This window comes from Amphritea atlantica (assembly GCF_900111095.1).
Taxonomy (GTDB): Bacteria; Pseudomonadota; Gammaproteobacteria; order Pseudomonadales; family Balneatricaceae; genus Amphritea; species Amphritea atlantica.
On the sequence record NZ_FOGB01000023.1, the window covers coordinates 22,359 to 37,537 of the forward strand.

Sequence of the window (15,179 nt, forward strand, 5' to 3'; positions counted from 1 at the left end):
TAAACCTTGATTCGAGTAACATACCCTATAGAGCATGGCATGATAAAACATTCAGCTATAACAACGCTAGGGGATTGATAGATATGGGACAAAGGCTGGCCGGACTGAAACAGTGGGTAGAGCAGATTTTTACCGAACTGAATATAGATCTGGCTGAGGACTGGCAGTGTATTCCAGTGTCCGGTGATGCCAGTTTCAGACGTTATTTTCGTCTTAAAAGTCATGGTATGAGCTGGATTTTGATGGATGCACCCCCGGAAAAAGAGGACAGTCACCCCTTTGTCTGTATCGCAAAGGCGTGGGAGCCGCTGGATATTCATGCGCCGATAGTGCATGCGGCAGATCTGGAGCTGGGCTACATGCTACTGTCTGATCTCGGTGATGATCTCTATCTGGGGCAGCTGAATGATAACAGTGCCGATGAGTTATACAGCAGGGCTCTCTCTGCCCTGACCCGGTTACAGCAGTGTCAGGATATTGCTGGCCATCCGCTGCCTCTTTATGATCGGCCGTTATTGCAGCGGGAGATGGATCTGTTTCGTGACTGGCTGGTGGCTGATCTGTTGGCGATCAAGGTCGGGCCGGGGGTGACGCAACTGTTATCTGAGGTATCCGAGTGTCTCATCCGTGCTGCCCTGGAGCAGCCCCGGGTCTGTGTCCACCGCGACTATCATTCGCGCAATCTGCTGGTGGATGGTGACAACACACCGGGGGTGATCGACTTTCAGGATGCTGTGATCGGACCTGTTACCTATGATCTGGTCTCGCTGCTGCGTGACTGCTATATCGAGTGGCCTGATATGCGCGTGTATGGCTGGGTTGATCAGTTTGGTGAGCAGTTGGTGGTGGACGGCTTACTGGATCAGTATGACCGTGAAACCTTCTATCGCTGGTTTGACCTGATGGGGGCGCAGCGACACCTCAAGGCGGCGGGGATCTTTGCCCGGCTCTGGCTGCGGGATGGTAAGCCGGGCTATCTTGCCGATATCCCCCGGACCCTTAACTATATTATCCGTGTTGCCGGTCGCTATGATAGTCTGCTGACTTTTGCCGCCTGGCTGCAGGAAGTTGTGGTGCCCGCAATGTATGAGAGTGAACATTTTGATAACGCCCATCTGGATAGGTGGTTCGGCTGATGCGGGCGATGATACTGGCGGCGGGACTTGGCACCCGGATGCGACCACTGACCCTGACAACCCCAAAACCATTGTTGCCGGTGGCGGGTAAGCCATTGATTGAATACCATATTGAGCGACTGGTGGCTGCCGGAGTCACTGATATAGTGATCAACCACGCCTGGTTGGGGGAACAGTTGGAAGCGTATATTGGCGATGGCGGGCGTTATGGTGCACAGGTGCACTGGTCCGCTGAAACCAAGCCTCTGGAAACGGGCGGCGGAATTTTTCGGGCGCTGCCCCGCTTAAGTGAAGATGGTGAGGCTTTCCTGCTGGTGAATGGTGATCTGTTTACCAACTACCCGTTTGCACGTCTGCTGGAGCAACGTCTGTCTGAAGAGTGTCTGGGGCACCTGGTGATGGTGTCAAACCCGGAACATAATCCGGAGGGGGATTTTGCCCTGCAACAGGGGCTGGTGTCTGAAACGGGCAGCAACAGGTTAACCTTCAGTGGTCTCAGTGTGCTTTCCCCCCGGTTGTTTGATGGCTGTCGTGAGGGTAAATTCCCGCTGGCACCATTGCTTCGTGATGCTATGAGATCCGGGCGGGTGAGCGGTGAAAACTATAATGGTTATTGGCGGGATATAGGCACTCCTGAAAGGCTTCAGGAGGTCAGTGAAGATATTAGAAAAGGTTGGGTAGATGGCATTTAGCAGCGAAAACGCAGGTTTCAGTCTCGGCAGAGTGATCAGGAATAACCGCACAGCTTTGATTATTGGAGGCCTGATCGGCCTGATGAGTGGTGGGCTGTTTGGTTTAGTGTTTGGTGCGGGTATTGCGGTAGCACTGTCATCGCTGCTGAAAAACGCGCTGGGTAATGCGCTTAACCCTCAGGATGCCTTTTTTCGGGCAACCTTTACGGTTATGGGGAAACTGGCCAAAGCCGATGGCCGGGTCAGTGAAGAGGAGATTCAGTATGCCCGTGAAGTGATGAACCGCATGGGGCTGAGTGATGAGCGCCGGCGTGAAGCGATGGAGCTTTTTTCCCAGGGTAAAGCAAGCGATTTTGATATCGCCGAGGTGATGCGACCACTCAGTGCGTTGATCCGTTTTCGTATCCCGCTGAAGCTGATGTTTGTCGAGATTCAGTTGCAGGCAGCGATGGCAGACGGTCAGGTCAGTGAAGCGGAAACCATCATCATTCGTGAGGTTTGTCAGTTGCTACAGATGTCCCAGGCGGAGATGGCTGCATTGATGGCGCGGATGCAATCTCAGTTTTCCTATCAGCAGCATAGTTATCAGTCACACCAGGGTGGTTATGTTTCTGAGCAGGAGTTGTTGAAAGAGTCCTATGGGGTTTTGGGGGTTGCCGAGTCAGTCTCTGATGCGGAACTCAAAAAAGCCTACCGTCGCTTAATCAGTCAGCACCACCCGGATAAGCTGGTGGCCAAAGGGCTGCCCGAAGATATGATGCAGCTGGCAAAAGAGAAGACTCAGGAGATTCAGGCCGCATATGACCGGATTCGCGAGGCGAGAAAAAACAGCTGAGAAGGCTGTCGTCCGGTTAGTTTAGCTGGCCTGAGCCGGGGGTGAGTTCCATTGCTTCAGCTTTCGGTGGCTCAGGTTTTCGGGTATCGAGAATATGGGTCTTCAGAATGCCTCTGAGCTGTTGCGTTAGCCACAGCGGCTCTCTGCGAGGGTCGGCACTACGCTGATTCAGGCGGATTTGTCGGTACCCCTTGTTGCCACTCCGGCGTGCGGCGCGTTTTCGCAGACTAGCCTGCTGTTGCTGGACACTGTTGCGGTCAAACCACAGGTCCAGTATCGGAGCTTTGGCGTCTGAGATCATCTGTAGCAGGTTGGGTGCGTTTTTATCGTCCACCTGAGCCGGGTCAAGCAGTACCAGAAAACGGTTGGCCTGAGTTTCATCCTGCAAGAAATAGTACATCGCCCAGTCAGCCCCTTCGCCTACACCGAGAATGATTCTAACGTCGCCTTCTACTTCAGCCAGTTGGCTGGACGCTTGCTGGCCAAGTTCTGTTACCGTTTTTTGGTATGCCAACAGGCTTTTCTCAGCACTGGCGTTATCAGGAACCGATGTCGTTGCATCGCTGGCTTGCTGGCTGTTTACGGCTGTCGGATCCGCTGGTTGGGGAGTAGTGTTACTGACTGTCTCATCTGTGGGTGTTTGAACCTTACGTATGTCCTGCAATGTTGGCAGGGTTCGTGGAGGAATCTGTTCCTCTGGCAGGTCGGGCAGGGTGATGCTCAGTGTGTTCCAGCCATATTCGGTGAGCTGAGTGCGAAGGGGATGCACAATGGCTGGCCAGTCAGCACTGGTGGCTCTGTCAGGGAAGATCAGAACACTGCCGGCGGGTGATGAGCTGGCCGCGCGCAGCAGTAAAGCCAGTTGTTTCCGTTCCCCGGCTTCCAGCCAGATTACTTCGGTTTCCGGGCTTTGTGCCTGAGCAAGATCCTGCTGCTGTTGTTGCCACAGATCCGGCATGATCCGGACCGTCGCGTCAGTCTGATTGTTAGCTGCTGCTGTCTCTGTATTTTCGGCCGCACTATTTTGGCTGGAGCTTTTATTGGCATCATTGCCCTGCGCCCCATGCAGTGTCGCCGATGAAGATAAAAAGAGTGCAAAAATCAGTGCTTTGTTTGGTTTCATGGTGGGATTATTAAAGAGCATGACAGGATTAGCAAGGGCGAAAGTCGGTTGAGTTTCAATGTGTGCAAAGTACAATAGCCGGATTCCTCTTCCTACTACTTTCCGAGTTACGCTAATGGCTGATTATAAGATTGCTCCATCAATTCTTTCTGCAGACTTCGCCCGCCTGGGCGAAGAAGTTGAAAATGTACTTGCCGCGGGGGCTGATTATGTCCATTTCGATGTTATGGATAACCATTATGTCCCTAACCTGACCATCGGTCCGATGGTTTGCAAAGCGTTGCGTAACCACGGCATTCAGGCCCCGATCGATGTGCATCTGATGGTCAAACCGGTGGATCGCCTGATCGGTGATTTTATTGACGCCGGCGCCAGTATTATTACTTTTCATCCTGAGGGTTCTGAACATATTGACCGTTCATTGCAGATGATACGGGATGGGGGGTGTCGATCGGGGTTGGTATTTAACCCGGCGACCCCTCTTAGCTATCTCGATTATGTGATGGACAAGGTGGATATGATTCTCCTTATGTCGGTAAACCCGGGTTTTGGTGGCCAGAAATTTATACCCGCGACGCTGGATAAGCTGAAACAGGCACGGAAGATGATTGACCAGAGCGGCTATGATATCCGTCTTGAAGTGGATGGCGGCGTGGGTATTGGTAATATTGCCGGGATTGCAGCAGCCGGGGCGGATACCTTCGTTGCCGGTTCAGCCATTTTCAATACCGATGACTATAAAGCCACTATCGATAAGATGCGTGCTGAACTGGCTTCCGTGAACTAATCAGTTGGAAAGTAAACAGGGATTGAGTTTCTGATGCTATTAAGCGAGCTGTATAACCCCGGGTTACCCCAACTGGTGCTCTTCGATCTGGATGGCACTCTGCTTGACAGTGTGCCCGATCTGGCGCTGGCAATTGATCGTATGCTGGCTGCTCTTGATTTGCCGATGGCGGGCCAGTCTCGGGTGCGTCACTGGGTGGGTAATGGTGCTCAGATGCTGGTTAAGCGCGCGCTGGCCCACGCTACTGGGGTTGAGGAGTCCGATCTGTTTGACCAGGCTTTTACACTTTTTCTGCATCATTATGGCCTCTGTTGTGCGGAGCAAAGCAAACTCTATCCGGGGGTTGAAGCGTTGCTAACCTTTCTCAGGGATAACCAGGTTTCAATGGGGCTGGTGACGAATAAACCGATAGGCTTTACGGAGCGCTTGCTGGACGAGTATGACCTGCGTCGTTTTTTTTCCATTGTTCTGGGGGGCGACAGTCTGGCGGAGAAAAAGCCTCATCCCATGCCGCTGCTCTGTGCTATGGACAGGTTAGGGGTTGCGCCGGTTCAAACTTTGATGGTGGGGGATTCCCGCAGTGATATCAAAGCGGCGCAGCAGGCTGGTTGTAAAGTTGCCGCAGTGACCTATGGCTATAATCATGGTGTGCCGGTTTCTGCTTACCAGCCCGATATTATTATTGATGATTTGGCAGAACTCTTCAGTTAAGCAGCTCACCAGCTAAACTAATCAGATATGTATGACTCGCACGTTTACTCTGGGGGCTCTAGCTCGTCAAATAGCGCCATCCTGGCGGCATTGCAAACCGCCAGCACACCAGGGTGACTCACCCGGCGTTCCAGTGAAATGGCGTAAAAGCGTTCACGGATATCATCCATCCGCCCAATAACCTCGACCCCATACTGTCGGGTCATCTGTTGTTCAATGACGGTGGGGGCGCAAAAGATGCCGGCGCCGGACAGTCCAAACGCTTCGATCAGTGCGGTATCAGCGCACTCAACCCGAATATCCGGTCGTATTTTATAACGTTCGAACCAGCGCTTCAGCCCCATTCCCCGCTCGGTATCGGCCGATGGCATCAGCATCGGTGCGCCTTCAAGAGAAGCTGGAAAGTTGGCCCGGTACGTTGCTGCGACATTGCGGGTGGCAAAAAAGCTCAGGCCGCATTCGCCCAGAAGGTGATTGTATCCACGGATATGGAAACTGGCATCCAGTGGCCGGTCAGCCAGCACCAGATCGAGTTTCTGGGTTGCCAGATCGGCCAGCAGGCTGGGCAGTGGTCCCTCTTCGCAGATCAGTCGGCTGGCATCATTCAGGTTGAGTGCGGGTTCCAGCAGATGATAGGTGATCAGTTTCGGCAGTACATCGGCGATACCGATATTGAAGCGTTGCTGTTTGAGGCTGACGGGGTTGTGAATACTCTGTTTCAGTTCATCGCCCAGCAAAAAGATATCTTCAGCATAGTTAAGTGCATGTTGTCCTGCTTTGGTGAGTTTGAGGTTTCTGCCCTGTTTTCTGAAGAGGCGAGCCCCCAGTTCATGTTCAAGCAGTTTCAGTTGACCACTGATGGTTTGTGGCGTCAGGTGGAGCTTCTCACTGGCTTTGTTGATACTGCCTTCCTGAGCAACTACCAGGAAATAACGCAGGTGTTTGAAATTCATAGAAATGTCAGCCATTTGTTATTATGGTTCGAATAAATCTTACTATTTTGTTAGTAAATTCGAATTTTATTTGTCATTTTGCTGACTATACTGTGACTTATCGGATTTGTCATGATCCTTCAGGTTCTCCCCTACAGGATGATGACAACCGAGTTGTTGATAGGTTGTTATGTAAGTAAGTTGTAAGACTCTCCTCCAGTCTTAAGCAAATGGACTCTCATCCAAACATTCACCCGGCGCCCAAGGCCGGGTTTTTTTTGTGTGGTGCTGATGATGAAGAAACTAATCAAAGAATTCTTTCAGTTTGAAGCGGCGACCGGCATCCTGCTGATTATAGCGATGGTTCTGGCGATGATCCTTGCCAACTCCCCCTGGTCTGCTGAATATTATGAATTCTGGCGTATTAAAGGCGAGGTGCGGATTGGTTCGCTGGGGCTGGAAAAGTCCTTGCTCCATTGGGTTAACGATGGACTGATGGCGATGTTTTTTATGCTGGTTGGGCTCGAGCTGAAACGGGAAATTCAGGGAGGGCAGCTGTCAAGTTTATCTCAGGTCAGCTTACCGGGGATTGCGGCTGTTGGCGGTATGGCAGTTCCTGCTCTGGTTTTCTATCTGGTGAATATGCAGGGCAGTGCCATTGATATGCAGGGGTGGGCAATCCCTACCGCAACCGACATCGCTTTCGCTCTCGGTATTCTTTCCCTGCTGGGGCCGAGAGTGCCGGCATCGCTCAAGCTCTTTCTGATGGCGCTGGCGATCATGGATGATCTTGGCGCTATCATTGTCATTGCGCTGTTTTATACCGAGAATCTGGCAACTAATTCTCTATTGGTCTCAGCCGCAGCGATCAGTGTACTGGTGTTGATGAATCGCCTCGGTGTCGTTCGGGTGGCTGCTTACATAATTGTGGGTGTCGTGCTCTGGGTCAGCGTGCTGAAATCCGGTGTTCATGCGACACTGGCGGGTGTCGTGCTGGCACTGGCGATTCCTAATCGGGATACAGAAGAGGACGAGTCGCCTCTGAAGAAGCTGGAACATGCCCTGCATCCCTGGGTCTCATTCGCAATTATTCCTCTGTTCGCGTTTGTAAATGCCGGGGTTGATCTGTCCGGAATATCCTTTTCACAACTCTTTAGTTCCGTACCGCTGGGAATATTGCTTGGCCTGTTTATTGGTAAGCAGTTGGGTGTGTTTCTGTTCTCCTGGTGCTGGATTAAGCTGGGCATGGCTGAAAAACCAAAGGATGCTGATTGGCTGATGCTCTATGGTGTATCTGTATTGACCGGAATAGGGTTTACCATGAGTCTGTTTATCGACTCGCTGGCCTATGAAGGGGTAGAGGACCTCTACGGCGCTGCTGATCGTCTGGCGATTCTTGCCGGTTCTGCAACCTCTGCGGTAGTGGGGTATCTCATACTCAGGTTTGCACTACGCAATGTTAAAGAGGTTGGCCGCAGTGATGAGAGCAGCGACGAAAACAGACCATCCGTTTAAAAAAACGATGGAAGCTTTATTGATCCGGTTGATTCAGAGTGTGGGCTGCTATAAGGTTGGATCTCTGAATTAACGATTGTCTGGAATCACTGTGTCAGATTTGGTATCCCCAATTGAAATAACCCTATGCCCTCTCTATGTTGGTGAGCGCTGGCGATGGCGTAACTGAGCCCCGCTTTTCAGTTATAGCGTCCGGGCCTGGTTAACACTTTATACAGGCTACCCGAAATAGATTTCAAAACTCTGTAAACAGATAACGCAGAGTAGTTATGAGAGCAGACCATGACACCAGAACAATTTGCTGAGCTAGCCGCTCAGAACTTCAATCGCATCCCGGTGGTTCGCGAAGTCTTAGCGGACCTTGATACCCCTTTGTCCACCTATATGAAGCTGGCAAATCAGCCTTACAGCTACCTGTTAGAGTCGGTTGAAGGGGGGGAAAAGTGGGGACGATATTCAATTATTGGTCTGCCTTGCCGGACGGTGCTGAAAGTATCCGGACATAGTGTTCAGATCGAGACCGACGGTGAGATTGTCGAACAGGCAGAGGTTGCTGATCCCCTTGAGTTTGTCGAGCAGTTTCAGGACCGCTACCGGGCGGCTGAATTGCCGGGGCTGCCGCGGTTTAATGGTGGTCTGGTCGGTTATTTTGGTTATGACTGTGTTCGTTATGTGGAAAAACGACTGGCGGATAGTACTCCGGAAGACGTCATCGGTACGCCGGACATTTTGCTGATGGTTTCAGATGAAGTGGTCGTCTTTGATAATCTCAGTGGGAAGTTGATACTGATCAGCCATGCGGATCCAGATGAAGAGGATGCGTTAGCTCAGGCGCAGCTGCGTTTGGATGAGCTGGTGACCCGGTTGCGCTTTTCTGTGCCGCATCAGGACACTCAGGTAACTGAGCGTCGGGAGGTCTGCGAGTCAGAGTTTAAATCCAGTTTTGGGGAACAACAGTATAAGGATTCTGTCGATCGTATTAAGGAATATATCCTCTCCGGTGATGTGATGCAGACGGTGATCTCTCAGAGAATGACCATCCCCTTTACCAGCAGTCCTCTGGATCTGTACCGGGCGTTGCGCTGTCTCAATCCTTCACCCTACATGTATGTTTTACATCTGGGGGATCATCATGTTGTTGGCTCATCTCCGGAGATTCTGGCGCGGGTGGAAGATAACGTTGTCACGGTTCGCCCCATTGCCGGAACCCGTCCCCGGGGTGAAACCGAGGCTGAGGACCGGGCGCTGGAGAAAGATCTGCTGGCCGATCCAAAAGAGCTTGCAGAACACCTGATGCTGATCGATCTGGGCCGCAACGATGTGGGTCGGGTTGCAGAGGTTGGCAAGGTAGAGCTGACGGCGCAGATGGTGGTTGAACGCTATTCCCATGTAATGCATATCGTTTCAAATGTCATCGGTCAGCTGAAACCAGAGGTGTCGGTGATGGATGTCCTGCGTGCGACACTGCCAGCAGGAACCCTCAGCGGTGCCCCTAAAGTACGGGCGATGGAGATTATTGACGAACTCGAGCCGGTGAAACGGGGTGTTTATGGCGGTGCGGTGGGCTATCTGTCCTGGAATGGCAATATGGATACCGCGATCGCGATCCGTACCGCTGTCATTAAAGATGGCCAGCTTCATATCCAGGCGGGTGCAGGCATTGTGGCGGATTCGGTGCCCAGCTCAGAGTGGGATGAAACTATGAATAAAGGACGCGCAATTTTTCGCGCTGTGGCGATGGTTGAGCAGGGACTGGATAATCTCTGAGCAGTGCCGGGTGCTCTGAAAAAGCCTCCTCAGTGGAGGTTTTTTTATCCCTTTTCTTTATAGCAGAATATGTTTTTTTGACGCTGTTCACTGATCTGGAGCGGTTGACCTTCACCCCGGATTGTGGCCAAATGTGCACTCTCGCGGGAACAGGGAACGTTTTCAATTAGGGTATATTAACTATGGATGGTTTGCGGTGAAGATTAAAGTGACTCTGATTGCATTCAGGGGAATTGCTCCCGCAAGAAAAGTCGAGAAGATTTTTTCTGGCGAGGACTTCACCATTGGCAGGGCGGATGATAATGAGATCGTCCTGGAAGACCCTGATCGATACTGCTCGCGTTATCATGCCCGTTGCTACCAGATATCCGGTAGCTATTATCTCGAAGATACCAGTTCTCCAGGCACCCAGCTTAATTCAGGCCAGTTTATTACCCGTGGTCAGCGGCATAAATTTCAGGATGGCGATCGCCTGATAATTGGTGAGAATCAGTTACTGGTGACAGTTGAAGAGGATGAGCCTGAACACCCGCAGCAGGTGAGTATTGACTCTTTTTCTATCGATGATTTTTTTGCTGAAACTGAAACCGATTTCGTTGAATCAAGTGCTGCTTCGAGGGTAGCCCCCCTGCCCAATATCCCCTTGGGAAATACCGCAGATTATTACCGCGCGCAAAAACATCAATATGAGGCTGATGCAGTCGATCAGCATCCTTTTGATTTCTCAGACCTTTCCCCACATGGTACTGATTCCTCTGAAGTAACACCTCCTGTCAGTGAACTGTTAGCGGTAGCCAATGACGTTTCTGAAGCGTCTGAAACGTTGCAATCACCCGGTTGCGACTCCGGTTCCGATAGCCTGACAAAACAGCCGCAGAACGCCTTGTTAACCGGGAGGGAAGAGAGTGTTGCGACAGTTGAACAGGATCAAACTGCTGAGTTACATATCGATAGTCGTGCTATGCGCGCTTTTCTGGATGGGCTTGGTTTAAAGCCTGAAGATCTGATTGGCAGGAATAAAGTTGAGATTATGCATTCAGCAGGGGAGATGCTGAACATTCTGACCAAGGGAACCATGGAGATTCTGCAAACCCGCAATGAGATCAAACGGGAGTTTGGTATGGATGTAACCCGCATCGGTGCAGTCCGCAATAACCCGTTAAAATTTTGTCAGCGTGTCGAAGAAGCGATGTTGATTATGTTAACCCACTCAGAAGGTTATCTTGGTCCACAGGAGTCGGTTTCGGAAGGGGTCGTAGATGTAAAAGCACACCAGGTTGCGGTTATGTCTGGCATGCAGGCGGCGTTGACTGCCCTGTTGAAACGCTTTGAGCCGACAGCATTAGAGTCGCAGCTAAATGTGCGCTTTACCCTGTCAAAAAAGAGTCGCTACTGGGATATGTACACAACGGCATATCAGCAGTTGCAGTTAGAAGCTCAGGATAATTTTCATGGTCTTTTTGGTGAAGAGTTCTCCCGGGTGTATGAAGAGCAGGTGCGACAGATTAATAAGGTTTTGTAGGTGATGCTCTGGCTGTGATGATGTTATCACCCACACAAGAAGACGGAACATTAAAGTTTACAGGGATGAGTAGAAATAATGAATAAAACCGGTTGGTTGAATACTCCAAAACAGATGCTCGTGGCAGGAGGGCTCAGTAGCCTGCTGGTTTTTTCTGCATCCGCCGCAGATCTGACCGATGCATTGTCAACGGGCGGTGCGGCTCCCCGGCTTTATGATCAGCTGAAACCCGCGCCAAAAGCGCTCGATCTGACTATTCCTCCCCGCAAAGAACGCCCTGTTGACCTGGATGCCGGGCCTCAGTTTGATGTCAATGTGCTGAATCTATACCAGCTTATTCCATCAAAGAATATTAAGAGGCTGGTGAGTGATGATGTAGTCGTTGAGATGCTGATGGCTGCAATGGTGGAGAACAATGCCCGTTTTACACTGGGACGATTGCAGCAGCTGGCGGATAAAATCACGAACTATTACCGCGCCAAAGGGTTGGTGCTGGCAACGGCCTATGTTCCCGCCCAGGATGTGGTGAATAATACGGTAGAGCTGCATCTGCTGATGGGGGAACTCACAGATATAGAGGTTTCGGGTGATTCCTCTTATGACGCGGAAATGATAAGCCGCGTTTTTTCTGATCAGATAGGTAAGCCGCTGAATAAGTCGGATATAGAGTCTTCATTATTGACTGTGCTCGATTACCCGGGTCTTGATATTTCGGGGATTCTTGAGCCTGGTGATCAGGTAGGCTCTACCAAAATGCTGATCAATGTTAACAGTGAGGATCGGCTGTCCGGTGCCCTCTATCTGGATAATAAAGGTTCACAATATTCAGGTGAAGAGCGTCTGGGTCTGGACCTTTCCGTGAATAACCCTCTGGGGTTGGCTGATAAGCTGACGCTGAATTTTATCATACAGAATAAGCCTGAAGTTGACGGTGACTTTTCAGTGGATAATGCGAAGTATAGTGGGGCAACATATGAGTTTAGTCCGGTGGACTCTGACTATATCGCTTCACTGCATTACCATCAGAGTGACTACGAAATAGGGCGTGACCTGGCTGCATTTGCGTTTGCGGGTAAATCAAAGCAGTGGAAAGCCGGGTTGAAAAAACAGCTGGGCCGTAGTCGAACCCGAAACAATTATGTTAAGGGTGAACTGGTTCATGATCGGGTAAAAAATACTCAGGCGTCGGTACAGAACAGTGCGGATAAGCTTACCGCTCTGGTTGCTTCCTATGGTTTTGATTTCTCAGATAACATTTTTGGTGGTGGTTTTACCCGGGGGGAGGTGTCATTCGAGCACGGTTTAGCCGGCATTCTGGGGGCGATGGATAATGATGATGAAAATGCCAGCCGTATCACATCTGAAGGCCCAGCTCCTGCCGACTATAACCTGATCGAATTAAACCTATCCCGCTATCAGCGGTTGTCTGAAAATAATGCGCTTATTGTTAAGTTCAATGCGCAGTATTCGCCGGATTCATTATTCTCGGTTAAACAGTTTAGCATGGGTGGGTTTGACAGTGTCAGGGCCTACCCAAGCGGTGAGTACCTGGCTGACTCCGGCTTTTATACAGGGTTAGAGTTGATCAGTAACGCCCCAGGGTTTGCCAGCCAGCCCGCATTTAATAATCGTACCTGGGGAGAGGTTTTACAGCTAATGCTGTTTGCTGATTATGCCCATGGTTATAAGAATAATGCACTGCTGGGTGAAGAGTCTCAGATAGACCTGAGTGGGCTGGGCGTCGGTTTGCGCCTGATGCCTGCGACATCATTTACAGCGACCTTGTCCGTTGCTACCCCTCTGGGGAGCAGGAAAGCTACGAATAATCGTGACCCTCAGGTTTATGGTGAACTGAACTATCTGTTCTGATTCTGACTGAATACGAAAAAGCTCTGCAATAAATTACTAAACTTGGCAATGTTGCCAATCTGGTTGAAACGTTAAAAGGGATATGCTCCATGGAATGGAAACTGAAACCGCTTGTTCAGGTAATTAAAGCGATTGGCGCGACAAGCGCTGGCTCCTTCATGTTTTTCAGCGGGGCGCATGCAGCGGTTGATAATTTTAATGTTTCTTCCGGTTCGGGCAGCATTGCAAGGCCTGACGCTAAAACGACGGTCGTCACCCAGAACAGTAAAGTGATGGTTGCGACTGTTTCTCGACTGGATCTGGCCGGAAATGAGTTGTTGCAGCACAATGCCCAGCTTTCCGGTTCCTCTGTTCTGTACAAAATCCAGGATGTCAAAGCGTCCGATATTCAGGGGCGCATCGAGGGGAATGCAAACCTGAAACTGATGGTTTTGCAAAACCAAAACGGGATGGTGTTTGGTCCCAACTCTCAGGTGGATGTTAACTCCTTTGTTGCCACAACGCTTGATGTAGATGATGCCGCCTTCCAGTCCGGAAAGCTGATTTTGGATGGCAGCAACAGCACGGGAGTGATCGTTAACAAGGGGCTGATTCAGGCGGCCACCGGTGGATCGGTTGCTCTGGTTGCCGGTCAGGTTGACAATCAGGGAGTCATTATTGCCGAAAAAGGGCATGTTGAGCTTGCCTCAGGTCGTGCAGTCACGATCGATTTTGATGGCGACGGTTTACTCCAGTTACGCATTGATGAAGAGACGACTGCCGGGTCCGGTGATGCGGTCGTTAATAGTGGCGTGATTCAAGCGCAGGGCGGTGAAGTCCTATTGACTGCTAAAGCCGCCCGGGATGTCTTTACCCATGTTGTCAATAACACCGGTGTGATCCGTGCTGGCAGGGTCAGCAATGAAGGAGGTGTTATCCGTCTGGTCGGTGAAGGCGGGGATACCGTGAACAGCGGGACTCTGGTGGCTACCTCTGTCGATGGCAGGGGCGGCGACATCGATGTGCTGGGTGACCGGGTCGCCCTGACGGGTAATGCTGTTGTTGATGCTTCCGGAGAGACCGGCGGCGGTACGATTCGTATCGGTGGTGATTTTCAGGGTAAGAATCCGGATATCTCCAATGCCTCCGATACTTTTGTTGGTAAGGATGTCGACATTAAGGCCGATGCAACCACTGATGGCGATGGCGGCCGGGTGATTGTCTGGGCTGATAAAAATACCTCCTATCAGGGGAAAATCAGCGCCCGTGGAAAGGGTGAGTCAGGTCATGGTGGCTTTGCGGAGGTATCAGGTAAGGACTCCTTGCGTTTCAACGGTGATGCTGACTTAAGCGCTGCAACAGGTCATCATGGGCAACTGCTTTTGGATCCTGAAAATATCACTATTGTTACAGATGATGGCATAGATCCAGATGCACCGGGAATTGTTAAAGAGGATTTTGAATTTGGTGGCGCTGAAAATGTCATTGATAACGATACAATTATTAAGCTGTTATCCAATAGTGATCTCACCCTGCAGGCTCATGATGATATCTCTGTAGAATCAGTTGTAGACCTTAATACATCTAATAGCCTCACCCTTGAGGCTGGTGATGATATTAACATTAATGCCAGTATCAGCAATATCGGTAGTGGTGACATGAGCTTTATTGCAGGATCCGCAAACGCAACTCCAGTTAATCCAGATGTTCCAGCCCAGATCGTATTGGGGGCAGGTGTATCCACTTATGGATCGCAGACCTATACCGGTGCGGTAAGCCTGAGCGGTGATGCCGTGCTGAGCGCGACCGGAGTGGGTGCTGCGATCACGCTCAATGACACCGTCGACGGTGCCCAGCGTTTGGAACTGGATGCCGATAGCGTCACGCTGTCGGGGCCTGTCGGCGGGACCACCGGGCTGACCGAAATAGTCTTTGATAAAACAGCGACACTGGGCGTGGATATCACCGCCGGTATCCAGACCTTCATGGACAGCCTGACACTGAGTGACAACGTTACCCTGACAGGGGATGTCACCACACAAGCGATCAGCGGCAATAAAAATCTGTCAGTGACGGGCCCGCTGAATAGCCATGGAATCGTCGCTATCAATGACCTGAGTGTCACCTCTGATGCCGGCTTTGATGCGGCTCTGACGGCAGGCACGGTGGTGATTGGGGGGAATGCAGTGATCGGCGATACCGTGAATGCGGATAGCCTGGCGATCACGGGTACTACGGCGTTGGCGGCGAATGTCACCACCGCAGCGGATCAGACCTATACCGGTGCGGTAAGCCTGAGCGGTGATGCCGT

At 51.1% G+C, this 15,179-nt stretch carries 12 protein-coding genes; 10 read left to right on the top strand and 2 right to left on the bottom strand.

Annotated features, from left to right (window positions below):
- Nucleotides 1–83 precede the first annotated feature (83 nt).
- Genes BMY09_RS21360 through djlA form a run of 3 tightly spaced genes read left to right on the top strand, consistent with a single transcriptional unit; the run spans nucleotide 84 to nucleotide 2,663 of the window.
- Nucleotides 84–1,136, top strand: a complete 1,053-nt coding sequence (locus BMY09_RS21360; RefSeq protein ID WP_091362173.1) for an aminoglycoside phosphotransferase family protein — start codon at nucleotides 84–86, stop codon at nucleotides 1,134–1,136.
- Nucleotides 1,136–1,828: an N-acetylmuramate alpha-1-phosphate uridylyltransferase MurU gene (murU, locus tag BMY09_RS21365; RefSeq protein ID WP_091362174.1), complete on the top strand. Its 693-nt coding sequence runs from the start codon at nucleotides 1,136–1,138 to the stop codon at nucleotides 1,826–1,828. The genes BMY09_RS21360 and murU overlap by 1 nt, the downstream gene beginning before the upstream one ends.
- Nucleotides 1,818–2,663 carry a co-chaperone DjlA gene (djlA, locus tag BMY09_RS21370; protein ID WP_091362175.1) on the top strand — a complete coding sequence of 282 codons (846 nt, stop codon included), beginning with the start codon at nucleotides 1,818–1,820 and terminating at the stop codon, nucleotides 2,661–2,663. Before murU ends, djlA begins: the two co-directional genes overlap by 11 nt.
- A gap of 16 nt (nucleotides 2,664–2,679) precedes the next feature.
- Here djlA and BMY09_RS21375 read toward each other — a convergent pair whose 3' ends face one another.
- Nucleotides 2,680–3,786, bottom strand: coding sequence for a DUF3530 family protein (locus BMY09_RS21375; protein ID WP_175483628.1), 1,107 nt, complete (start codon nucleotides 3,784–3,786; stop codon nucleotides 2,680–2,682).
- Between the two features lie 115 nt (nucleotides 3,787–3,901).
- Here BMY09_RS21375 and rpe point away from each other — a divergent pair, with 115 nt between their 5' ends.
- Nucleotides 3,902–4,573: a ribulose-phosphate 3-epimerase gene (gene rpe, locus BMY09_RS21380; protein ID WP_091362177.1), complete on the top strand. Its 672-nt coding sequence runs from the start codon at nucleotides 3,902–3,904 to the stop codon at nucleotides 4,571–4,573.
- Nucleotides 4,574–4,606: 33 nt separating this feature from the next.
- Nucleotides 4,607–5,284: a phosphoglycolate phosphatase gene (locus BMY09_RS21385; RefSeq protein ID WP_091362178.1), complete on the top strand. Its 678-nt coding sequence runs from the start codon at nucleotides 4,607–4,609 to the stop codon at nucleotides 5,282–5,284.
- Between the two features lie 44 nt (nucleotides 5,285–5,328).
- Here BMY09_RS21385 and nhaR read toward each other — a convergent pair whose 3' ends face one another.
- Nucleotides 5,329–6,237 carry a transcriptional activator NhaR gene (gene nhaR, locus BMY09_RS21390; protein ID WP_091362179.1) on the bottom strand — a complete coding sequence of 303 codons (909 nt, stop codon included), beginning with the start codon at nucleotides 6,235–6,237 and terminating at the stop codon, nucleotides 5,329–5,331.
- Nucleotides 6,238–6,510: 273 nt separating this feature from the next.
- Between nhaR and nhaA the strand changes: the two genes are divergently transcribed.
- The 5 genes from nhaA to BMY09_RS21415 all read left to right on the top strand — a co-directional run.
- Nucleotides 6,511–7,731: a Na+/H+ antiporter NhaA gene (nhaA, locus tag BMY09_RS21395; RefSeq protein ID WP_217647484.1), complete on the top strand. Its 1,221-nt coding sequence runs from the start codon at nucleotides 6,511–6,513 to the stop codon at nucleotides 7,729–7,731.
- Between the two features lie 282 nt (nucleotides 7,732–8,013).
- Nucleotides 8,014–9,498 carry an anthranilate synthase component I gene (gene trpE / locus BMY09_RS21400; RefSeq protein WP_091362180.1) on the top strand — a complete coding sequence of 495 codons (1,485 nt, stop codon included), beginning with the start codon at nucleotides 8,014–8,016 and terminating at the stop codon, nucleotides 9,496–9,498.
- 196 nt (nucleotides 9,499–9,694) lie between these two features.
- Nucleotides 9,695–11,020, top strand: a complete 1,326-nt coding sequence (gene tagH, locus BMY09_RS21405; RefSeq protein WP_175483629.1) for a type VI secretion system-associated FHA domain protein TagH — start codon at nucleotides 9,695–9,697, stop codon at nucleotides 11,018–11,020.
- A gap of 78 nt (nucleotides 11,021–11,098) precedes the next feature.
- Complete coding sequence (locus BMY09_RS21410) at nucleotides 11,099–12,889, top strand: ShlB/FhaC/HecB family hemolysin secretion/activation protein (RefSeq protein ID WP_091362182.1); 1,791 nt, start codon at nucleotides 11,099–11,101, stop codon at nucleotides 12,887–12,889.
- A gap of 89 nt (nucleotides 12,890–12,978) precedes the next feature.
- Nucleotides 12,979–15,179 (top strand): two-partner secretion domain-containing protein (locus tag BMY09_RS21415; protein WP_139203237.1); only part of this gene is annotated, 2,201 nt, incomplete at its 3' end.